Annotated in this window: 22 protein-coding genes; 7 read left to right on the top strand and 15 right to left on the bottom strand. The window is 55.8% G+C overall.

Features of this window, described 5'->3' with window-relative positions:
* Window positions 1-9: 9 nt before the first annotated feature.
* The 5 genes from ABJ205_RS07920 to ABJ205_RS07940 all read right to left on the bottom strand — a co-directional run bounded on the left by ABJ205_RS07920 (window position 10) and on the right by ABJ205_RS07940 (window position 5,464).
* Entirely contained in the window at window positions 10-618 is a 609-nt protein-coding gene (locus ABJ205_RS07920; protein ID WP_348159810.1) for a YceI family protein, read from the bottom strand.
* Window positions 619-687: 69 nt separating this feature from the next.
* Window positions 688-852 (bottom strand): hypothetical protein, encoded by a 165-nt coding sequence (locus tag ABJ205_RS07925; protein ID WP_348159812.1) that lies wholly within the window; start codon window positions 850-852, stop codon window positions 688-690.
* Window positions 843-2,417 (bottom strand): glutamine-hydrolyzing GMP synthase, encoded by a 1,575-nt coding sequence (guaA, locus tag ABJ205_RS07930; protein WP_348159997.1) that lies wholly within the window; start codon window positions 2,415-2,417, stop codon window positions 843-845. The genes ABJ205_RS07925 and guaA overlap by 10 nt, the downstream gene beginning before the upstream one ends.
* 1,011 nt (window positions 2,418-3,428) lie before the next feature.
* Window positions 3,429-4,997: a class I adenylate-forming enzyme family protein gene (locus tag ABJ205_RS07935; RefSeq protein WP_348159814.1), complete on the bottom strand. Its 1,569-nt coding sequence runs from the start codon at window positions 4,995-4,997 to the stop codon at window positions 3,429-3,431.
* A 107-nt stretch (window positions 4,998-5,104) separates the two neighbouring features.
* Window positions 5,105-5,464: a hypothetical protein gene (locus tag ABJ205_RS07940; protein WP_348159816.1), complete on the bottom strand. Its 360-nt coding sequence runs from the start codon at window positions 5,462-5,464 to the stop codon at window positions 5,105-5,107.
* A 242-nt stretch (window positions 5,465-5,706) separates the two neighbouring features.
* Here ABJ205_RS07940 and gyrB point away from each other — a divergent pair, with 242 nt between their 5' ends.
* The 3 genes from gyrB (at window position 5,707) to ABJ205_RS07955 (ending at window position 10,351) form a co-directional block, all read left to right on the top strand.
* Window positions 5,707-8,247, top strand: a complete 2,541-nt coding sequence (gene gyrB, locus ABJ205_RS07945; protein WP_348159999.1) for a DNA topoisomerase (ATP-hydrolyzing) subunit B — start codon at window positions 5,707-5,709, stop codon at window positions 8,245-8,247.
* A 106-nt stretch (window positions 8,248-8,353) separates the two neighbouring features.
* Window positions 8,354-9,556: an AI-2E family transporter gene (locus tag ABJ205_RS07950; RefSeq protein WP_348159818.1), complete on the top strand. Its 1,203-nt coding sequence runs from the start codon at window positions 8,354-8,356 to the stop codon at window positions 9,554-9,556.
* Window positions 9,557-9,559: 3 nt separating this feature from the next.
* On the top strand, window positions 9,560-10,351 hold the full coding sequence (locus ABJ205_RS07955) for a M50 family metallopeptidase (RefSeq protein WP_348159820.1): 792 nt from the start codon (window positions 9,560-9,562) through the stop codon (window positions 10,349-10,351).
* A gap of 21 nt (window positions 10,352-10,372) precedes the next feature.
* On the opposite strand, the gene ABJ205_RS07960 is transcribed toward ABJ205_RS07955, so the two are convergent.
* Together ABJ205_RS07960 and ABJ205_RS07965 are read right to left on the bottom strand one after the other, a co-directional pair.
* On the bottom strand, window positions 10,373-11,014 hold the full coding sequence (locus tag ABJ205_RS07960) for a hypothetical protein (protein ID WP_348159822.1): 642 nt from the start codon (window positions 11,012-11,014) through the stop codon (window positions 10,373-10,375).
* Between the two features lie 142 nt (window positions 11,015-11,156).
* A complete protein-coding gene (locus ABJ205_RS07965) occupies window positions 11,157-11,786 on the bottom strand; it encodes a lysophospholipid acyltransferase family protein (protein ID WP_348159823.1) in 630 nt (209 codons plus the stop codon).
* A gap of 119 nt (window positions 11,787-11,905) precedes the next feature.
* On the opposite strand from ABJ205_RS07965, the gene ABJ205_RS07970 reads away from it, so the two are divergent.
* Window positions 11,906-12,511, top strand: coding sequence for a peroxidase-related enzyme (locus ABJ205_RS07970; RefSeq protein ID WP_348159825.1), 606 nt, complete (start codon window positions 11,906-11,908; stop codon window positions 12,509-12,511).
* A gap of 219 nt (window positions 12,512-12,730) precedes the next feature.
* Here ABJ205_RS07970 and ABJ205_RS07975 read toward each other — a convergent pair whose 3' ends face one another.
* The 7 genes from ABJ205_RS07975 to ABJ205_RS08005 all read right to left on the bottom strand — a co-directional run bounded on the left by ABJ205_RS07975 (window position 12,731) and on the right by ABJ205_RS08005 (window position 17,484).
* The gene (locus ABJ205_RS07975; RefSeq protein ID WP_348159827.1) at window positions 12,731-13,222 is read right to left on the bottom strand and encodes a hypothetical protein; all 492 of its coding nucleotides are present in this window, start codon (window positions 13,220-13,222) and stop codon (window positions 12,731-12,733) included.
* Window positions 13,223-13,342: 120 nt separating this feature from the next.
* Window positions 13,343-14,950 (bottom strand): carboxyl transferase domain-containing protein, encoded by a 1,608-nt coding sequence (locus ABJ205_RS07980; RefSeq protein WP_348159829.1) that lies wholly within the window; start codon window positions 14,948-14,950, stop codon window positions 13,343-13,345.
* 51 nt (window positions 14,951-15,001) lie between these two features.
* Entirely contained in the window at window positions 15,002-15,322 is a 321-nt protein-coding gene (locus ABJ205_RS07985; protein ID WP_348159830.1) for an alkylphosphonate utilization protein, read from the bottom strand.
* Complete coding sequence (locus ABJ205_RS07990; RefSeq protein WP_348159832.1) at window positions 15,319-15,618, bottom strand: DUF1330 domain-containing protein; 300 nt, start codon at window positions 15,616-15,618, stop codon at window positions 15,319-15,321. Before ABJ205_RS07990 ends, ABJ205_RS07985 begins: the two co-directional genes overlap by 4 nt.
* On the bottom strand, window positions 15,618-15,965 hold the full coding sequence (locus tag ABJ205_RS07995) for a hypothetical protein (RefSeq protein WP_348159834.1): 348 nt from the start codon (window positions 15,963-15,965) through the stop codon (window positions 15,618-15,620). Before ABJ205_RS07995 ends, ABJ205_RS07990 begins: the two co-directional genes overlap by 1 nt.
* Window positions 15,965-16,318: a hypothetical protein gene (locus tag ABJ205_RS08000; RefSeq protein WP_348159836.1), complete on the bottom strand. Its 354-nt coding sequence runs from the start codon at window positions 16,316-16,318 to the stop codon at window positions 15,965-15,967. The genes ABJ205_RS07995 and ABJ205_RS08000 overlap by 1 nt, the downstream gene beginning before the upstream one ends.
* Complete coding sequence (locus ABJ205_RS08005; protein ID WP_348159838.1) at window positions 16,315-17,484, bottom strand: isovaleryl-CoA dehydrogenase; 1,170 nt, start codon at window positions 17,482-17,484, stop codon at window positions 16,315-16,317. The genes ABJ205_RS08000 and ABJ205_RS08005 overlap by 4 nt, the downstream gene beginning before the upstream one ends.
* Window positions 17,485-17,628: 144 nt before the next feature.
* On the opposite strand from ABJ205_RS08005, the gene ABJ205_RS08010 reads away from it, so the two are divergent.
* From ABJ205_RS08010 to ABJ205_RS08020, 3 genes are all read left to right on the top strand, one after another.
* Window positions 17,629-18,087 carry a hypothetical protein gene (locus tag ABJ205_RS08010; protein WP_348159840.1) on the top strand — a complete coding sequence of 153 codons (459 nt, stop codon included), beginning with the start codon at window positions 17,629-17,631 and terminating at the stop codon, window positions 18,085-18,087.
* 68 nt (window positions 18,088-18,155) lie between these two features.
* The gene (locus ABJ205_RS08015; protein WP_348160001.1) at window positions 18,156-18,908 is read left to right on the top strand and encodes an ATP-binding cassette domain-containing protein; all 753 of its coding nucleotides are present in this window, start codon (window positions 18,156-18,158) and stop codon (window positions 18,906-18,908) included.
* Window positions 18,908-20,446 (top strand): ABC transporter permease/substrate-binding protein, encoded by a 1,539-nt coding sequence (locus tag ABJ205_RS08020; protein WP_348159842.1) that lies wholly within the window; start codon window positions 18,908-18,910, stop codon window positions 20,444-20,446. The genes ABJ205_RS08015 and ABJ205_RS08020 overlap by 1 nt, the downstream gene beginning before the upstream one ends.
* Here ABJ205_RS08020 and ABJ205_RS08025 read toward each other — a convergent pair.
* Window positions 20,443-20,874 carry a DUF2147 domain-containing protein gene (locus ABJ205_RS08025; protein ID WP_348159843.1) on the bottom strand — a complete coding sequence of 144 codons (432 nt, stop codon included), beginning with the start codon at window positions 20,872-20,874 and terminating at the stop codon, window positions 20,443-20,445. The two genes, ABJ205_RS08020 and ABJ205_RS08025, sit on opposite strands and share 4 nt — an antisense overlap.
* Between the last annotated feature and the right edge of the window lie 41 nt (window positions 20,875-20,915).

The raw sequence follows: 20,915 nt of genomic DNA on the forward strand, positions 1-20,915 counted from the left end.
GCTGGCCGCCTAGCGTTCAAAAGCAATCGAGAACGTGACCGGTACAACTGGCGTAATCGAAGAAAGCCCTGCAAGCTCCTGCAATTGGCCCAATTCATCAACAAGTTCGAAACGGCCCGCATCAAGGATGACAGGCTTATCAGTCACAGCGATCACCCGGTCAGGGCCTGCGCGCGTTACGCTTACTTCGGCTTGAAACGGCGCTTCAACGCCAGCCAGCGACAATGTGCCGTCCAGCGTGGTGTCGGTGCTTTCGCCCACGCCGATTGCTTCAAAGGCGGCAGGGTCCACTTGGGCAGTGACAATCGCTTTGGGGTTGCTTGCCACAACGAAGAAAATCTCGCGCATCCGCTCATCGCGAATGTCCACCCCAGTGGATACAGATGCGAGGTCAATCTCAATCGTCGCTGCGCCTTCAGCGGTCACAGAGCCGCTCACGCTTTCAAACGTATTCGCCTCTGCGATCTCGCCCTGCTTGATCGAGACATAGGAAAGCTCAGATGCAGAAGCGTCCACATTCCACGCAGTGCCGGTGAGAGCGGGCGGTTCGGTGGGCGCTTGCGAGCAAGCGGACAGCAGGAGAAGCGCAGCGGCCGTAAGGGTGAAGGTGGATTTCACGCGAAATATCCCGTTTCAAGAATTAAATATGGAACTTGGTTACCACATCACTGGCACTGAGCAAACGCGCTATGCTGAGCCTTGGCGACCTTCTCGTTGCCCAGCGACAAACATGAACACTTTGGCTGCAAGGATCGCTTTCAGGTTCCCGGGCAGTGTCACTTGATCGCCGGCCATCGCCGCATTGTTGGGGAGGCTAGGTCTTTCGCCTGTAATGAGGCCAATTATTCCCACTCAATCGTGCCCGGCGGCTTTGACGTAAAGTCATAGACCACGCGGTTGATGCCTTGCACCTCGTTCACGATGCGGGTCGCAACCTGCGTTAGGAAAGAGGCGTCGAAGGGATAAACATCCGCTGTCATCCCATCGGTGCTGGTCACAGCGCGAAGGCCGCAAACACTGTCATAAGTGCGGCCATCACCCATCACGCCGACAGTCTTGACCGGGAGAAGCACAGCAAACGCCTGCCAGATTTCATCGTAGAGCCCGGCATTGCGGATTTCTTCTAGATAGATCGCATCTGCCTTGCGCAGAATATCACAGCGCTCTTTCGTCACTTCTCCGGGAATGCGGATCGCAAGGCCGGGTCCGGGGAATGGATGGCGGCCCACAAATGCGCCAGGCAGGCCAAGCTCGCGGCCCAAATCGCGCACTTCGTCTTTGAAAAGTTCACGCAAAGGCTCGACCAGCTCCATATTCATGCGTTCAGGCAGGCCGCCGACATTGTGGTGGCTCTTGATCGTAACCGATGGGCCTCCGGTAAAGCTGACGCTTTCGATGACGTCGGGATAAAGCGTGCCTTGGGCCAGGAAATCGGCCCCGCCCACTTTCTTTGCCTCCGTCTCGAACAGGTCGATAAATGCCCCGCCGATAAACTTGCGCTTTTTCTCTGGGTCGGTGACGCCGGAAAGGCCTGCGAGGAAGGTTTCCTCGGCATCCACCGCGACAAGCGGAATGTTGTAATGGTCACGGAAAAGCGAGACGACTTGGTCCGTTTCATTGAGACGCATAAGGCCATGGTCGACGTAAACACAGGTGAGCTGATCACCGATTGCTTCGTGGATAAGCACCGCTGCCACCGTGCTGTCGACCCCGCCTGACAGGCCGCAAATCACCCGGCCAGAACCCACTTGCGCGCGGATTTCTTCAACCTTGGTCTTGCGATATTCGGCCATCGTCCAATCGCCTTTGAGGCCGCAGACATGGCGTACAAAATTCGCCAGCAGCTTGCCGCCATCGGGTGTGTGGACCACCTCGGGGTGGAACTGAGTACCGTAAAATTTTCGGTCCTCATCAGCGATGACCGCAAATGGAGCACCGTCAGAGGTCGCGACAATTTCAAAACCCGGAGCAAACTGTGTCACCTTGTCGCCATGGCTCATCCAAACTTGATGACGCTCGCTATTCTTCCAAAGGCCATCAAACAAAGCGCAGTCTTTGGTAACAGTCAGATATGCGCGCCCGAATTCACCGCCTTCTCCGGTTTCATGCCCGGGCTTAACTTCGCCTCCCAATTGGTGGCTCATCACCTGCTGGCCATAACAAATGCCAAGGATCGGCACGCCTGCTTCGAAGAAGCTTTGCGGCGCGCGCGGGGAACCTTCATCGCAAACACTGGCCGGGCCGCCTGACAGGATAATACCCTTGGGCTTCATTCGCCGAAATGCCTCTTCGGCCACAGTAAAGGGGGCAATTTCGGAATAGACGCCCGCTTCGCGCACACGGCGTGCGATAAGCTGAGTAACTTGGCTGCCGAAATCGACGATAAGGATCGAATCTGGGAGATGCTCTGTTTCCATGCGCGCGGCGTTACGGCAGCGCGGCGCCAACTGTCCAGCGGGCACTTCAAGCAATACCAATCCTATGAACAAAACCCATCAAAATGGGCCTGAAGAACAAGCCTGTTCGCAAATGGTGAGAAATGGGCAACATACCGCCCACCCTTCGCAGGCGCACAATAAAATGCTGTGATGCAACACAAATTTGGGTGCAACCTCCTGATAATGGCGCATTTCCAAGGCTTTTTTGATGCTGCATCGCAGTATTAGAGAGGTTGAGGTGCAAGAATACGTTGCATATCTTGCAACATCTTTGCGATTTTTGTCATTTGAGTTTCGTGCAATCGAACGCCATTTAGGCATCAGTAGCACGGAGCCAGCCTCTTCTCTCTCTCCAAACTGGCCCGACGCTGCTGATGGATCATAGCGCTTCTCCGAACGCAGATCCATCGAAACTGCCTGCCGCAAGCCGGTAGCCATTAGAGTGCGATTTGTGACGGGCCCGGTGACTTCCAGCACCCCGCCCAACAAAGTCCAAATCCCACTCAGCAGCGTTCCCCTCGCTGCGGCTACCTCCGCATCGGTTGGTCCAGCCCTGGCGGCGCTCTTTTGGGCACCGCAATCGCAGGGCTGCTGATCGATGAGGCAAGCGCTAAGCGTGCTACGCAGCTAGCGAGACGCGGCCACCACTCTCTCCCTCTCCCAATGGTGGCCGCGTCTCACAACTTTGCGTTCACACGAGCGCGCAAGGACCGCGGCTCGCAGCTCAGAAAATCTATCATAGAGCATAGGTATTCCAATCAGGAGCAGGGTTATATTACTTCGCACAATGCACTATATATTACGTATTGGCAGGCCCTCTCCCTCTCCAGCCCCTGTCGAAGGAAATTAAAATGCGTAACTTCGCTCAAAACGCGCTCGCAATGTTCGCCGCACTTCTTGTTAGCGGTGCGACATTCAACGCGCTGATCGTGTAATCCTCAGGCAGCCGGGCCGCCTTGTTAAAACAGCGGCCCGGCGCTTGAACAATCGCTAAGCGGAGCCTTCTTGTGCATTGGTCAACGCCAATTCGCGAAGGTCAGTTTTCAAGAGCTTCCCAATATGACTGCGCGGCATTTCATCGATGGCGTGCAAAGCTGAGAGGCGCTGAGTCTTACCAAGGCGTGCATTGACGCTGCCAAGGATCGCATCGATGCCGCGCGCATCCTCTCCCAACACGACAAAGCCCACAGGGGTCTCCCCCCAAGCCCGCGACGCAATTCCAACAACCGCCGCCTCAATCACGTCACTTTCACGCTCAAGCTCGGCTTCGAGGTCGCTTGGATAGATGTTGAAACCGCCGGAGATAATCATGTCTTTGGCGCGGCCAACAAGTTCGACAAATCCATCTTCATCAACCCGGCCAATATCGCCCATGCGCATCCAAACGCCGCCATCGGCATCGACATATTGCGCTTCATTTGTCTTGTCGGGACGGTTTTTATAGCCGCTCATCATGGTTTGCGACCGTCCAATGAGGTTACCCGGAATGCCCGGCGGCACTTCTTCGTCCTCATCGTTCAGAACCTTCATCTCACTACCCGGAGCAGGCCGCCCCACGGTATGAAGCTTATCGGGAAATTCGTGGGCTTGTAGCAGGCACACAACGCCCCCTTCGGTCATCGAATAGATTTCAACCAACCCTCCAGGCATCCGGCTCAAAACCTCACGCTTCAGCTCAGGCGAAAACGGCGCCGAGGTGCAATATTTGAGGATGAGCGAGGACAGATCGTGTTCGTCAAACCCTGGGTAATCCATCAAGCGCTGATATTGGACGGGCACCAACATAGTCAGTGTGGTTCTTTCCTCTTGCGCATGTCCAAGCCAGCGCCCGCAATCAAATTTGCCCATGACCCGCATGGTGCCCCCTGCAAGCAAAGCGGGCAGGAAACCCACCATCGTCGTGTTCGAATACAGCGGTGTTGAGGTGAGCGTGCGCACAGGCAGGCCGGCTTCAGTATAAGAAAGCGCAGTCGAAGCGAATTGGAGCCATCGCATCTGATGCGAATGGACAATCCCCTTTGGGACGCCGGTCGTTCCAGAGGAATAGATGATGTTGAAGGGGTCACTGGGCGCCGGTTCAAAATCGGGTGCAGTGCTGCCCGGAGGCGCCATCCAAGTGTCGATCGCCTCCAATGGCACCCGAATGAGGTCCGGCATAAAATCGGGGCCGAGTTCGGCCGCCTTTCCCGCGTCGATGAAAAGGTGACGTGCGCCGGAATCCTTGGCCATCCCTTGAAGCTGTTCTGGCGAAGCGCTGGTCGTAAGGGGCGCTGCAACGCCGCCAGCGCGAACCGCGGCTAAGAAAACAAGTGCATAATTAACCGTGCTCGTGCCCAAAATAGCGACCGATTGGCCCCGTTCCAATCCGGTCTCCAACAGCCGTGCAGCCAACCTTTCAACCTCGCCAAGAAGCTCTCCCCAAGCGACTTCGCGATTGTCATCCACCATGGCAATGGCGGCGGGTTGTGCCTGCGACCACCACCGCAATACGCCAGGAAAGGAGCCAAAGGGTTCTTTAAGAACAGCGACCAGTGCTTCTTTTGCTTCGTTATCGATCATGGCGGCGGAACATACGGCTCAGATCCCGCCCCACAAGGGGGCACCAGCAAAGAAAGGGCGCCCGGACAAGCTGCCCGGACGCCCGCAAGCATTCGAATGCTATCCGTTTACGAAGTCGGATTGTCCTCAGCTTGATAATATTGCTCTTCTTCAAGTTTCTGGTTTTCAACGCTGCGTTTGCGGAAGAAACCGTATCCACCGCAAGCCGCCGCGAGTACCAATAAAAATGTGAGCAGTGCATTGCCCGCGTTAAGCGGCTTGAGCGCTTCTTCACAGCCGTTTTCATACAATTCAACCGTGTGAACAGTTTCAGCCAATGGTTTGCTGGTGTCGGCAAAGGCACAGCGAGCATCATCTTGGTTCGCGTAGAAATAACCCACCCCGGCCAAGACAAAAAATAGCGGTGCCAAAGCAAAATAGATCATCGGTGGCATTTGAAAAATGAACTTTAAAATTCGAGAGATCATGAATTTACCCCCCTCACTTCACTGCCAACTTGCTTAACTTCAACATCACTCGCTTAGTCAAACACTTGATTGACTTATCCATGGAATAATCGAACATCAGGTTTCGCAGAAACTTAACGCGCAGGAAGCTGGCACCCATAAACTATTAGGCCGTGCTCTTTGAATGTGCAGGGCGGTGGAAAAGCTCGGGTATGGGGCCTCTACAGCTTGGGTTTCGCCAGCAAAATGCCTATGTATTCGGCATGGAAGAAACTTCTAAAAACGAGTCCACAAATCCGTCTCAACCTGAAAAGCAACAGGGCGAATACGGCGCCGATTCTATCAAAGTCCTCAAAGGCTTGGATGCGGTGCGCAAACGCCCTGGCATGTATATCGGCGATACCGATGACGGGTCAGGCCTCCACCACATGGTGTTTGAGGTTTCGGACAACGCTATTGACGAAGCACTCGCGGGGCACTGCGACCTCGTTTTGATCGAACTCAATCCTGATGGGTCTGTTTCGGTCGAAGACAATGGCCGCGGCATTCCCGTGGGCATGCACAAGGAAGAAGGCGTCTCTGCCGCAGAGGTCATCATGACCCAGCTGCACGCGGGCGGTAAGTTTGAAAACACCTCCGATGACAACGCCTATAAAGTATCGGGCGGCCTTCACGGTGTGGGTGTTTCGGTGGTGAACGCTCTGTCTGAATGGCTGGAGTTGATGATCTGGCGCGACGGCAAAGAGCACTGGATGCGCTTTGAACACGGCGATGCTGTCAATTCGCTTGAGATCAAAGGCGATGCACCAAAGGTCGATCAAAACCCGGATGATAACGGCTTCAAAAAGGGCACGCGCGTCACCTTCCACCATTCGAACGACACGTTTAAAAACGTGACCGAATACGATTTTGACAAGCTAGAGCATCGCTACCGCGAGCTTGCCTTCCTCAATTCGGGCGTGCGCATTCTTCTGCGCGATCGCCGCCACGAAGAGCCGGTGGAGCATGACCTCTATTACGAAGGCGGGATTGCCGCCTTCGTGAAATATCTCGACCGTAATAAGGACGCGCTTATCCCTGAACCGATTTCGGTTTCGGCGGAAAAAGAAGGCATTGGCATCGACGTCGCTCTGGAATGGAACGACAGCTATTACGAAAACGTCCTTACCTTCACCAACAACATCCCTCAGCGCGATGGCGGGACGCACCTTGCTGCTTTCCGTGCGGCGTTGACCACCACGCTCAACAATTATGCAGAACGCTCCGGCATTCTCAGCAAGGCGAAGGTCTCGCTTTCGGGTGAAGACATGCGCGAAGGGCTTACCGCGATTGTCAGTGTGAAATTGCCTGACCCCAAATTCTCATCGCAGACCAAGGACAAGCTTGTTTCTTCCGAGGTTCGCCAACCGCTTCAATCGCTGATGGGCGAGAAGATGAATGAGTGGCTCGAAGAAAACCCCAATGAAGCCAAGGCGATTATCCAGAAGATCATTGATGCCGCCGCTGCGCGTGAAGCGGCAAAACGGGCCCGCGAGATGAGCCGTAAGGGCGCGATGAGCGTTGCCTCGCTGCCGGGCAAACTTTCCGATTGCCGTGAACGCGATGCGACGAAGGCTGAAATCTTCCTGGTCGAGGGCGATTCTGCTGGCGGCTCTGCCAAAGGTGGCCGGGACAGCCAGTATCAGGCGATCCTCCCGCTTAAAGGTAAGATTTTGAACGTTGAGCGTGCGCGTTTTGACCGGATCATCTCATCCAAAGAAGTCGGCACTCTCATCCAAGCGATGGGCACCGGCATCCGCGATGAATTTGACCTCGAAAAGCTGCGTTATCACAAGATTGTGATCATGACCGACGCCGATGTTGACGGCGCGCACATTCGCACGCTGCTGCTGACGTTCTTCCACCGCCAAATGCCCGAAATCGTTAAGGCCGGGCACCTCTTCATCGCTCAACCCCCCTTGTTCAAAGTCGCAAAGGGCAAGAGCGAAGTTTATGTGAAAGACGAAGGCGCGCTCGACCGATACCTCGTTGATGCAGGCCTTCAAGGACGCATTCTTGAAACCAGCGGCGGCGCGCGTTCCGGCGATGATTTGCGCGCTTTGATTGACGGAGCGCTGCGCCTCAAAAACATGATCGCTTTCGTCCCGCGCCGTTACAACAGCGAGATTATTGAGCAAATGGCGCTGTCGGGCGCACTTGATCCTGCGCTAAACGATAATGAGCGCTTAACCGCGCTTGAGACGAGCGCTGCCCGGCTTGAGGCGGGCGATCAAGACGCCCGTTGGAGCGTGCGGATGTTGGAAAGCGGCACCGTTCAATTCTCCCGTCTGTGGCGCGGGGTCACCGATGTACACGAGATCGAAGGCCGCTTCCTTATCAGCACAGAGGCGCAAAAACTGCACTCTATCGCCGCCGATCAGGCAGATGCTTATGAACACGCTGTCCGCTTCGTGAAAGCAGGCGAAATCGAAGAAGCCGAAGCACCGGCGGAAGAAGATGCGGGCGATGAACCCGCAGTCTTGGCCGAAGATGCTATTTCTTTGCCGAGCCAGCTTCTCGCCGCTGTAATGGCCGCAGGACGCAAGGGCCTCTCGATCAGCCGTTATAAGGGCCTTGGCGAAATGAACCCCGAACAGCTTTGGGAAACCACGCTTGATCCGGAAAACCGGGTGCTTTTGCAGGTGAAGGTCGAGGATGCCGATGTCACCGATGAAATCTTTACAAGGCTGATGGGTGACGTGGTTGAACCACGCCGCGAATTTATTCAGGAAAACGCGCTTAGCGTGGCAAATCTCGACGTCTGATCGGCGCACCGCTGCCTTCAAGGCAGGGGAGATGAAATTCCAGTTGTGAAGGCACGATCGCCTTGCCTCTTGATGTTTGGGCCAATTGTCCCGACATCGTAGGGGTATGCCCAAAGTTGAACCAAACGACACTTCTGCGCTCGAACACTGGAGCTTTCTGCTCATTTTGGCCGCGGTTTCTTTCCTTCTGGTATGGGTCTCATGGCCTTTTGTCGGCCCGCTTATGTGGGCAACTTTGGCAGCGATCATGTTCCAACCGCTCTATAAATGGTCGTTGGTGAAAACGCGTGGGAGACGCAATCCTGCCGCCGGCCTCACTCTCTTAATCATTTTTGTTGCGGTCCTGCTGCCGGCCCTTTGGATCGGGTCAATGGTCGCCAATGAAGCGATCAAGCTCGTCAACAGATTCCAAGCCGATCCGGTTGATGTAAGCGCGTGGGTCAATGAAACCTATGCAATGCTTCCTTCTACGGCACAGGAATTCGCCGCCGAAAACGGCTTCTCCGACTTCTCTGCCATCCAAGATCGTTTGCAGGGAGTTCTTGGCGAAAGCGCTGGATTAATTGCGCAGCAGGCACTCTCAATCGGGAGCGGTGCCTTGGGCTTTGTCCTGAGCTTTAGTATCGGACTTTATGTCCTCTTTTTTCTTCTCCGCGATGGCACGCGGATCGGTGAAACCATCCTCCATTCCGCTCCAATCGACCGCGGCATCGCCGATAGGCTTGCCGAACGCTTTCTTGGCGTCGTGCGGGCGGTAATTAAAGGATCAGGCGTGGTTGGCATTGTCCAAGGCACGCTTGGCGGCATTATGCTCGCAATTGCAGGTGTTCCTTCTGCACTGTTGCTGGGCGTGGTCATGGCTATCCTTGCGCTCATCCCAGCGGTGGGCACTGCGCTTGTCTGGGCGCCTGCTGGGATTTGGTTGATCGTGATCGGCAATGTCTGGCAAGGCGTCTTTGTTCTGGGCGCAGGCTTCATCATCATCTCAAGCGTCGACAATGTCCTTCGCCCCATTCTCGTGGGCCGTGACACAGGCATTCCTGACTGGATCATCCTCCTGACTACGCTTGGCGGCATTTCGCTTGCGGGTTTCTCGGGGATCGTGCTTGGCCCGCTGGTCGCAGGAATGTTCCTCGCGAGCTGGTCGATCTTCCAAGAACAGCGCGCCGGAGATGAAGACGCTGCGGCCCGGTATCGGATGCGTGTAGGCCCTGATGGCAAGGCGCGGACCGATGAAGAGATCGACGCCATCGAGCGCTTGTCCGATCGCGGCGCGGATCCATCCGCTTCCCCGCAGAAGCAGGGATAGATCATGCATTCAATGGTCGAACCGGGAAGTCAGGCAGAAGAGGTGGGCCGCCTGATTTTGGCCGCCTTTATCGTGTTGGCCCTGCCTTCACTGCCCTTTGGCAATTTCATCGTTTATCCCTTTACGATCCTTACTACATGGTTTCACGAGATGGGGCACGGCCTGACCGCCATCGCCATGGGGCAAAGCTTTGATAGCCTGCTGATCTACGCCGACGGTTCTGGCCTTGCGCAAAGCCAAGTTGCGGCCGACGCATCACCCTTTTTGAGGGCCGCAATTGCCGCCGGGGGGCCGCTTGCACCTACGCTTTTAGGGGCCGGACTTATCGTTGCCAGCGCACATCAGAGGCTGTGGCGTCCGGTTCTTTGGGGCACAGCGATCGCCATCTTTGCATCTGTGATCATTTATGTGCGTTCGGCCGTAGGAATTGCGGTGCTGCCGCTTGTCGCAGTCGCCTTGGCTTTGATCGCGTGGAGAGCCTCGCCGGGCATTAACCGCTTCACCCTACAATTCTTGGGTGTTTTGGGCGCGATGAGCATGTTTAGCGACTATCGCTATTTCTTCACCGAACAGGTGCAGATTGGCGGACGAACCATTCTGTCCGACACAGGACAGATCGAAGCTGCCCTCTGGTTGCCGCATTGGTTTTGGGCTGCATTTATCTTGCTGATATCAGCGGGCGCCGTCGGTGCGAGCCTGAAATATGCGCTTAATGACAAGCGCCGGTTGAACACACGAGGGAAGCCCCCGGCCAATGTTCTGCAATTCAAGCGGACGTCTGATCGCAGTGAGTAGAACCGGGTCAAATAGTCAGTATCAGCTTGCTGCCACTCGAATAGTGTTCAAGCCCTTGGCCTCATCCCCCGTTTCAGCAGACAGCCCGATAAAGATCGTATCGACGATACGCGCGAGCTTATCCTCAGTCAGTTTTTCGCCAAGGTAAATCAGCGAATCTGGCACTGTGTAGTTCGAGATCATCTGGTTGATGAGTGACAAGGCCTCATCAATCTCAAGACCGGCCAAATAGCCATCAGCCTGCGCCTGAACGATTATTTCGCAAAGATAGTGGTCAGCCAAATCGACGTATGATCGAACGCGCTCAAAATTGGCAGCGCCCATTTCACACAGCATGGTGAAATTTTCAGGGTCCTGACGAAAGCGCGCCTGCGAAATCACAAACCGTCGACGGACAAATTCATAGAGCTTGCGATTTGGCGGAAGGTCACAATTAAGGACCTCTTCCATCACCTGCATATGCTCAGCAAGCCAAACAGCGGCCACCGCGTCAAAAAGGTCATCATAGTCTTCGAAGACCCACTCGAACCGGCTTCTGGAAAGACCGCTTTCCGTGTGTGCAACGTTGTAAGAAATCTCAGTCCCACGATCTTGAATCAGATCGAGAACCATGGTCGCTATGCGGGTGCGCTCTTGACGGCGGGTTTTGTCGCTCAAAGGCATTGGTCGGGGTGGCCTCCTGAATTGAGATCAAGATAGGGAGCGGGATTGCAGGTTTGAAGGCATAAGTTCACAAAAATGGTGCGACGCGGCATCCCACTTCATGAAACGGCCGAAAACAGCCTTTGCACTGTGTACAATCCGATCAGAATTCGTTCTTGCCAGCGATGATGTCTTTTGCCTGTTGTTCCAATACTTTATACCGGTCCAAATCCGGTATTTTTGATCGGAACCACTGGGCAATTTTCAGCAGGTCTTCGCCGTAGTTGCCAGAAGGCATCATCGGCGGACTAAATCCGATGGTGCGCTTGTCATTGTCGGCATAGGCAAGGACGATGGGAACACCGGCCGCCTGGGCGATATTGTAAAAGCCCGACTTCCATTTGCCATCCGAATTGCGGGTGCCCTCGCAAGCGATGACAAGGTTTAACTCATCGCGCGAGGCGTATTCGTCTTTCAACTGTTGGATCATGCCGGCTGCTTGGCGTCGATCGACCGAAATTCCGCCCATATCGAGCATGAAATTGCGCATCATGCCTTTGAAAAGTGTGTGCTTTCCCATGAAGTTGGGTTGGACTTTTTCGTCCTTGGTCGCGCCTACGAAAAACACAAAATCCCAGTTTGAGGTGTGCGGCGCTCCAGCGATGACGCACTTCTTCACATCCTTGGGAAAGCGCTCAACCACCTGCCAGCGCAACAGGCCATAGAATATCAGAATGATCCGGTTCGCGAGCCGCGACAGCAGCGTGACATTGCGGGTTTCGTTGTGTTGCAACCGCGGTTTCCTCTTCTCTCTCGTCCACCTGCCTAGCAGCAACGCTGCGGAATGCGAGAGGGTTTAGGCGGGTCCGCGAAGTTCTTGCCCCTCCCCGCATGGCAGGGCATGGACACCAGATGACCTGGATCGACACAGTTTCGCCCGAAGATGCGCAGGGCCGCCTCGCCAAACTATATGCGCGGGTGAAGGGGCCAGATGGACGCGTTGATAACATCCTAATGGCGCACAGCTTACGCCCTCCCACGCTCGAAGGGCATATGGCGCTTTACAAAAATGTGCTGCACCATTCGGCCAATCAGGTTCCCAAGTGGTTTCTGGAGACGATCGGTGTGCTGGTGAGCCTGCGCAATGGCTGCGCGTACTGCGTTGAGCATCATTATGCCGGGTTGGAGCGGCTCTTGGATGATCCAGAAGAAGCAGCAATGATCCGCACTTCTCTTGAAGGCAATTTGTCGGAAGGCAAGGCATGGGGCGCGAAAGAAATCGCCGCGCTGCTCTATGCCGAAAAGTTGACTGAGCGCCCGGCTGATATGGCCAAGAGCGATGCCGCCAAGCTGCGCGAGGCGGGCTGGGACGATGGTGAAATCCTAGAGATCAACCAAGTCGCCGCCTATTTCGCCTATGCCAATCGAACGGTTTTGGGGCTGGGCGTGTCGATTGACGGGGAGCAATTGGGCCTATCACCCAATAGCAGCGAAGATGGCGATTGGGGGCATAAGTGAGGACGGCGCCCATCACATCCTAAACACGCCAAAGCTTGGCCGATCCGCAATCGGTGCCTCCAGCGTCGCGGCGAAGGCGAGGCCCAGCACATTGCGGGTTTCGTTATGTTTCAAACGGGTTGTCCTCTTCTCTCTCAGCAACCGAACTAGCGGTTACGTTGCGGAATGCGATATGGATTTGAGTCGCAGAATAAGGAATGCCTTAAGCGTACCGTGGGTTTAAGAAATGACGTCAACCCCGAGCTCCTTGCTTGTGTAGTTTAGCGCAAGCAGGATCACGACAACAATGCACACATAAAAGAGCTCCAAAGCTATCGTTGACAATGCCCTCAATCCTTCAGACATCTCGCCCTCAAAGTCCATTTTCCTATAGTAATTGGCATCCCCATGGCGTTCATAGTCCATACGTACAAACAGGAAAAAATTATCTGCAGTAAAGCCGACTATGAACACCAATGAAACTGGCCAAATCAGCCAAACGACAAAGAGAACGACGTTCTTTAATGGCCCGCCAAAGGTCACAAGGAACTTTCTCGTGGCGCGAAATATCGCGAAGGCCATTAGGAGGTAGAGGATCAATATGTCTTTTCCGAGCTCAGAAAGCTCTAAAGAAAACACTGCGAGCAAACTTCCGATGACAAAATCGAAAACGGGGTGGAAAAAATCTCGGAATAAATCAGTGATGATCTTGGCCTGCGCCGATAGTTCCAAAGACCATATATTCGCAAGTACGCGAAAAACTGTGACAGCCGCAAAAATTCGCGAAGCGGTCTCTATAGATCGAATGATTAGCCCGTCACTTTTCAAAGTACTGAGGACATAGCAACGTTTTTACATCCTGAACACACCGAACGCAGGCCGCTCCGCAATCGGAGCCTCAAGCGTCGCGGCAAAGGCTAGCCCAAGCACATCGCGGGTTTGCGCCGGGTCAATCACCCCGTCATCCCACAGCCTTGCGGTCGCATAGTACGGGTTGCCTTCGTCCTCGTATTTCTGGCGGATTGGGGCTTTGAACTCTTCCGCCTCCTCCTCGCTCCATTTGTCGGCGTCGCGGTGGACGGTGGCCAGCACGGATGCGGCTTGCTCGCCGCCCATCACGCTGATGCGCGCATTGGGCCAAGTAAAGAGGAAGCGCGGGGAGTAGGCTCTGCCCGCCATGCCGTAGTTGCCTGCGCCAAAGCTGCCGCCGATCACCACGGTGATCTTGGGCACCGTGGCGGTGGCAACGGCGGTGACAAGTTTTGCGCCGTGCTTGGCGATGCCCTCTGCCTCGTACTTGCCGCCGACCATAAAGCCGCTGATATTCTGGAGGAACAACAGCGGGATACGGCGCTGGCACGCCAGTTCGATAAAGTGCGCGCCTTTTTGTGCGCTCTCGGAAAAGAGCACGCCGTTATTGGCGATAATCCCAACCGGCATCCCCCAGATATGGGCAAAGCCGCAAACCAGTGTCGAACCATAATGCGCCTTGAACTCGTGGAACTCGCTGCCATCGACCAGCCGCGCAATCACCTCTTTCACATCGTAAGGCGCGCGCACATCGTCGGGCACGATTGAATAAAGATCGTCTGCATCAAACTTTGGCGGGCGCGGGTCTTTGAGAGCGATGTCTTTCGCCGCCCCGGTGTTCGCGCCCAATTGTGAGACAATATCGCGCACAATGGTGAGTGCATGTTCGTCGTTCTCCGCCAGATGATCGACCACACCCGATTTCTTGGCGTGCAGATCGCCGCCGCCAAGGTCTTCAGCCGTGATTTCCTCGCCTGTCGCGGCCTTCACCAACGGCGGTCCGGCAAGGAAAATTGTGCCTTGGTTACGCACAATCACTGTTTCATCCGACATGGCAGGAACATAAGCCCCGCCCGCGGTGCAAGAACCCATCACGCAGGCAATCTGCGGAATGCCAGCGGCCGACATATTGGCTTGGTTAAAGAAGATGCGGCCAAAATGATCGCGGTCCGGGAATACCTCGGCCTGATGCGGCAAGTTCGCGCCGCCGCTATCAACCAGATAGATGCACGGCAGGCGGTTTTCCTGCGCGATTTCCTGTGCGCGCAGGTGCTTCTTCACCGTCATCGGATAATAGGTGCCGCCCTTCACCGTCGCATCATTGCAAACGATCATCACCTGCCGCCCCGAAACGCGGCCAATCCCGCAGATGATAGAGGCCGCGTTTACGTCGCCCTCATACATACCATTGGCAGCGAGCTGGCCCACCTCAAGGAAGGGCGAACCCGGATCAAGCAGCCGCTCCACGCGTTCGCGCGGCAGCAACTTCCCGCGCGAGACATGCCGATCACGGCTACGCTCTGGCCCGCCCAATGATGCGGTCGCCACCGCGGCGCGCAAATCATCGGCAAGAGCTTTATTGTGCTCTGCGCGCGTTTTGGCCTCTGGGCTTTCGCGGTCGAGTTTCGATGTGAGTGTTGGTGCCGTCATACAAAGCCGTTTAACGCCAATCGGACGCCCTGCAAAGTTGCTTGGTCTGCCTTAGCGTTTCCGCACGAACTCTGCGCGCAGGACCAGCCCTTTAATACCGGGATGTTTACAATCGATCTCTTGATCGTCTCCTGTCAGACGGATCGATTTGATCAGCGTACCCTGTTTCAAGGTCTTGCCAGCGCCCTTTACAGTCAGGTCCTTTATCAATGTGACCTGATCGCCGTCGGACAGGATATTTCCCACCGCATCGCGCACCTCGACGGCGTTTTGCTCCGCCTGTTTGGCCGCCAATTCAGAGGCCGGCATCCATTCACCGCTTTCCTCATCATAGACATAGTCTTCGTCAGAACCTGTTTCGGGAGCGCTCATGCTTCGTCGTCCAAACCCTTGACGATAATCGCTTCAGCCGTGCTGCCTGCATCGCGGAATTTGCCGATCTCTTGGTATTCAGGCGAGGTGAGCCATGCGAAGAGCTTGGGCTTGTCAGGGAATTCGATAAGGACGCTGCGGGTGGCGTTCCATTCGCCAGCGACCACTTGCGGTTCTTCGTCGACGCTGAGCATTTTGCCTTCGAACTTTTCGAAGATTGCCATGAAGCGTTCTTCATATTTGTCGTAACTCGCGCGGTCATGGATCGTCATGCGGCTGATCATGTAAACGGGCATCAGGCGTAAACTCCAAGAATTGCTAAGATCCCGCTAGCACACAAAGTGGGCCAGCCGACATGGCGTCCTCGCGAAGCGGTGAGGGAGAAAAGACCAAGCACCAGCCAAAACCCGCCCACGCTTAGCACAGCGCCCGAAGGCGTATCCGGCCAAACCACAACCACAGCGCATAGGATCATAAAGCCGCTGGTCAAATGCCAAGCAGACCGCATCACTTTGCGCGATTGCGGGTCGGTTAGAGGAGAATTTGGTGCATCCAAAACGGGCCGCACAATCTTGCGCTCGCCCGCCCATGAATGGATCGCGGCGGTGGCGGCCATGGCGGCAGCAGAAAGCCAGAACCACATCACAGCGCTTGCCCTCCAAGGATCAGCGCGCCGATTACGCTAAGCAAAAAACCGCCCGGGTGTTTGGCTTTAAGCATGACCAGATTGGCGATCCCCAAGATGAGCCACAAACCGCCGGTTGCCCAGACCAAAGTCGCAGGCGTGTCAGGCAAAGCAACAATCAATGCGGTTAGCAAAAAGAACCCGGTCGCCGAATGCCAACCAAAGCGCGTGATCGCTTGCGTCATGGGTTCTTGAATAAAGGGGTCATCCACCGCCAGCGTTGGTGTGATCAACTTTTTCTCTCCCAAAACCGAATGGAAGACGGAGGCGAATAGGATCAGCCCCACGGCAATGATATGAAGCCAGCTCACCCACCAGCTCCGATCAATTCGCGCCCGATCAGCATCCGCCGGATCTCATTCGTGCCAGCGCCAATATCGAGCAGCTTTGCATCGCGCATATAGCGTTCAACCGGCCAATCGGTGGTGTAGCCTGCGCCGCCCAAGGCTTGCACGCTTTCGGCGGCGACCTTGAACGAGTTCTCACTCGCATAAAGGATCGCGCCTGCTGCATCGAAGCGGGTGGTTTGGTTCGCATCGCACGCCTTGGCGACTGCATAGACATAGGCGCGCGCCGTTTGGAGCGCGACATACATGTCGGCGATCTTGCCCTGCATCAGCTGGAACGAACCGATGGGTTTGCCGAACTGCTTACGCTCACGAACGTAAGGGATCACCGTGTCGAGGCACGCTTGCATAATGCCGATGGAAAGCCCGGCGAGGACAACACGCTCGTAATCAAGGCCGCTCATCAAAACACCCACGCCGCCGTTCAAAGGCCCCATGATATTTTCCTCTGGCACTTCGCAATTGTCGAAGACCAGCTCTGCCGTGGGCGAGCCGCGCATACCGACTTTGTCGATTTTTTGGCCGATGGAAAAACCCGGCATGTCTTTTTCAATCAGGAACGCCGTGATCCCGCGCGATCCTGCGTGACCGTCGGTTTTGGCGTAGACCACCAGAGTGTCCGCCTCGGATGCATTGGTGATCCAAAACTTGGTACCATTGAGGACGTATCCCCCCTGAACCGCCTCGGCCTTCAATTTCATCGAAACCACATCTGAACCCGCACCTGCCTCTGACATGGCAAGGCTGCCTACATGCTCCCCGCTGATAAGTTTGGGGAGATATTTCGCCTTTTGCTCAGGGCTTGCCCAGCGGCGGATTTGGTTGATGCAAAGGTTGGAATGCGCACCGTAAGAAAGCGACAAAGACGCGCTCGCCCGCGCCACTTCCTCAACCGCGATCACATGCTCAATATAACCAAGGCCAAGCCCGCCATCTTCTTCAGAAACGGTGATCCCGTGCATGCCAAGATCGCCCATGGCCTTCCACACTTCATCGCGCGGGAAATAATCTTCGCGGTCGATTTTATCGCCGAGTGGTACCAATTGTTCATCGACAAAGCGGCCGACGCTCTGCCGGATCATCTCAGCGCTTTCGCCAAGCTGGAAATCAAAATCAGGGGTGGCTCGCATCGGGTCCCTCTCAACTCAAAGAGTATTCATTTGTTGCGCGCCTTAGCAATGTTCTTGGCAAAGGCCAATTCTGCGCGACTAGCTTGAGCCTGCTGTAGCACAGCGCTTGGCCTTACGCGATTTGCGCTCTAGGCTGCACTGACAATGGCTACACAATTGACCCCCGTTCGCTTTCTTGCATGCCTTAGCCTGCTTGTCGTTACCGCTTGTGCTCCCGCTGACGAAGGGGTGGATGAAGCACAGGCTTCCGGGGGTGATAATTCTACCGGCGATGCGCCGCAGGCCGAACCTATGCTAATGGCAGATACCGGTTGGTTGAGTGTTGGTAGCGATGGATCTGTTCAGACAACATTCCTCGACACAGGCGGGCGATACCGCGATTTTCGCAATGGCACTGCGTTGGACACAGGAGATTGGGAACAACGTCCTGATGGCTCGCTATGCTTCACGCCTGATGGAGGACAGGGAGGGTGCTGGACCCCTGATACGCCGGGCGAGGATGGCTCCATCATCGTCACGAGCACCGATGGTAAGCGGGTAGAGATCAAGCGCATTACCTATACCCCGCCTCCGGTAGAAAAAGTGACTGAAGCGAACAACTAAGCTCATAAAAGCTCACGAGGTTAAGGATCATTACACAAGAGCCATCCGATATTGGTGCGGCAGGCGCGCTGATCCGCTTTGAGGCGGCGCAGCGGCGCTATGGCAAGGTTGTCGCTGTAGGCGGTGTAACCTGCGATATTGGGGCGGGCAGCTTCGTGGCTCTGGTGGGATCATCGGGCTCTGGCAAATCGACGCTTCTGAAAATGGTCAACACACTTGTTGAACCCACCGGGGGAAGAGTGCTGTTTGGCGAGGATGATGTGACCACCCTCCCTCAGGCAAAATTACGACGCAGAGTGGGCTATGTCTTCCAGGGCATCGGACTGTTTCCACATTTCACCGTGGGTGAGAATATCGCGATTGGTCCGCGGCTGGCTGGTGAAACATTGCCCGCCAAGCGAGTGACTGAACTGCTTGAATTGGTGGAGCTTGACCCAGAAATGGCAAGCCGGATGCCCGATGCGCTATCCGGTGGACAGCGTCAGCGCGTCGGCGTCGCGCGCGCGCTGGCCAATGACCCTGAACTGCTAATCATGGACGAACCCTTCGGCGCACTGGACCCAATCACCCGCGATGCCTTGGGGGAGAAGGTGCGCGAACTGCACGCAAAGCTTGGCCTAACCACGATCATGGTCACCCATGATATGGCGGAGGCATTGCTTCTCGCTGACCGGGTTTTGGTGATGGATAAAGGCGCTTTGGTCGCTGATGAGATCCCGCGCGCGCTCCTTAAAGGGGAAGGCGGCGATATTGCGCAGGGACTTGTCGCTGTGCCGCGCGAACAGGCCGAACGTCTCGCCCACATGGAAGGCACCTCGTAATGGGCGAAATCTTCGACATCCTGCTTGGCCTTGGCGACAAATTCGCCAGCCACATTGTGCTTGCAGCAAGCGCTATTGGGCTTGGAATTCTGGTTGCGCTTCCGCTCGCCATTTGGGCGAGCCGTTCTCAAACCGTATCGCGCATTGCGCTGGGTTTCGCGAGCCTTGTGCAGACCATTCCGGCATTGGCTTTGTTAGCGCTGTTCTTCCCAATACTGCTCAGCCTCCGATCAGTGTTCGGCGAGGATCTGCCAACGCTCGGCTTCTTGCCCGCTTTGCTGGCGCTTGCGCTCTACGCTTTGCTGCCAATCTTAAGGAACGCTGTCACTGCTCAGGCCAATCTCGACCCGCAAGTTTTGGAGGCCGCAGACGGCGTTGGCATGACCAGCTGGCAGAAACTGCGTCTTGTCGAAGCGCCGCTTGCCGCCCCTTTTGTGATGGCCGGCATTCGCACTGCTAGTGTTTGGACCATCGGCGCGGCAACGCTCTCTACCACCATTGGTCAACCCAGCTTAGGCGATCCAATCTTTGCCGGATTGCAGACCCAAAATTGGGCTCTGGTGGTGGCGGGTTGTATCGCAAGCGCAGGGCTTGCGCTTGTGGTTGATGCACTGCTTGGGATGATCGAAAATGGCTTTGCGAAGCGCCGCAAATGGCAATGGGGCGCTGGGCTTGCGGTGGTTGCGCTGGGTCTGGGAGCAGCCCTATTTGCGCAAGGCAGCGGGGAGGATGACGACACGATCATCATCGCATCAAAGCAGTTTTCAGAGCAATATATCTTGGCACAGCTTATCGGCGCGCAGCTTGAAAAAGCGGGTTACTCTGTGGCCTACCGCGATGGGCTGGGTTCTGCCGTCGTGCATAGCGCGGTGGCGTCCTCCAACATCGACATCTCGGTCGATTACACCGGGACGATCTGGACCAATGAGCTGGAGCGCACCGACAATCCGGGCCGCGAGGCGGTGTATGAAACCATCGTGGAGTGGGAGCGCGAGAATACCGGGGTGCGCGTCCTGGGGCGCCTGGGTTTCGAAAACGCCTATGCCTTTGCGATGCGTGCCGATCGTTCGGCGCAGCTCGGCATTACCAGCCTTGAAGATATGGTTGCCGTGGCCCCTCAACTGACCCTTGGCGGGGACCCGGAATTTTTCGAGCGGCCCGAATGGATTGCGGTGCGCGAAGCTTACGGCCTACGCGTTGGTGAAACGCGCAATTTCTCACCAACTTTCATGTACAATGCGCTTCGTTCGGGAGAGGCGGACGCGATTAGCGCCTATACCTCTGATGGCCGGATTGCGGCTGATAAATTGGTCGTGCTCAAAGACCCGCGCGAGGCTTTGCCCAGCTATGACGCCATGCTCATGATGAGCCCGCGCATTGCAGAGGACGCGGATATCGCCGCAGCCCTTGAACCCTTGATCGGAGCGATTTCGGTCGAGGTCATGCGCGAGGCGAACTATGCCGTGGACCGCGAGGGGGAAGGCAAGCTTTCCCCTAAAGACGCTGCAAAGGAACTGGCGAAAACAATCGGCCTTTAACGCGCGCGCCGCCAAGTTTGGGTCTGGCAGATAAAGCTAACGCAGCCCTTTACCTCAAGAGTGTTTGCACCCGTCCGGCGGATGACTGAACGGAATGTCCGGCCACGATTAGGGTCATAGATCTGTCCTCGCCATAGGTCACCATCCTCACGAAGTTGGGACAGGATGGCCAGACCCAAAAGCTTGCGCCTACGCAAATTCGTGTCGGGATTGTTGATATCGCGCTGATCGGCTCCGTCCGGAGGCATGATAAGAAAACGCGCAATTCGGCCGCAGACCGCGCCGCCGCATTGTTTGATCTCAACCACCGCGTCGCGGTCTTCGGTCACCCATCGCCCGAGGATAGAATCGGCGGCCAAAGCCTGTGATGGCACAGCCAGAAATGCGGCAACCACTATTGTCAGTGACAAAATCAAACGCTGGATCATGGGCCTCTTATTCTGGTCAAAAGGGGATACGCCCAAAAGAG

Source organism: Erythrobacter sp. (assembly GCF_039988855.1).
In the GTDB taxonomy this organism is placed as follows: Bacteria; Pseudomonadota; Alphaproteobacteria; order Sphingomonadales; family Sphingomonadaceae; genus Erythrobacter.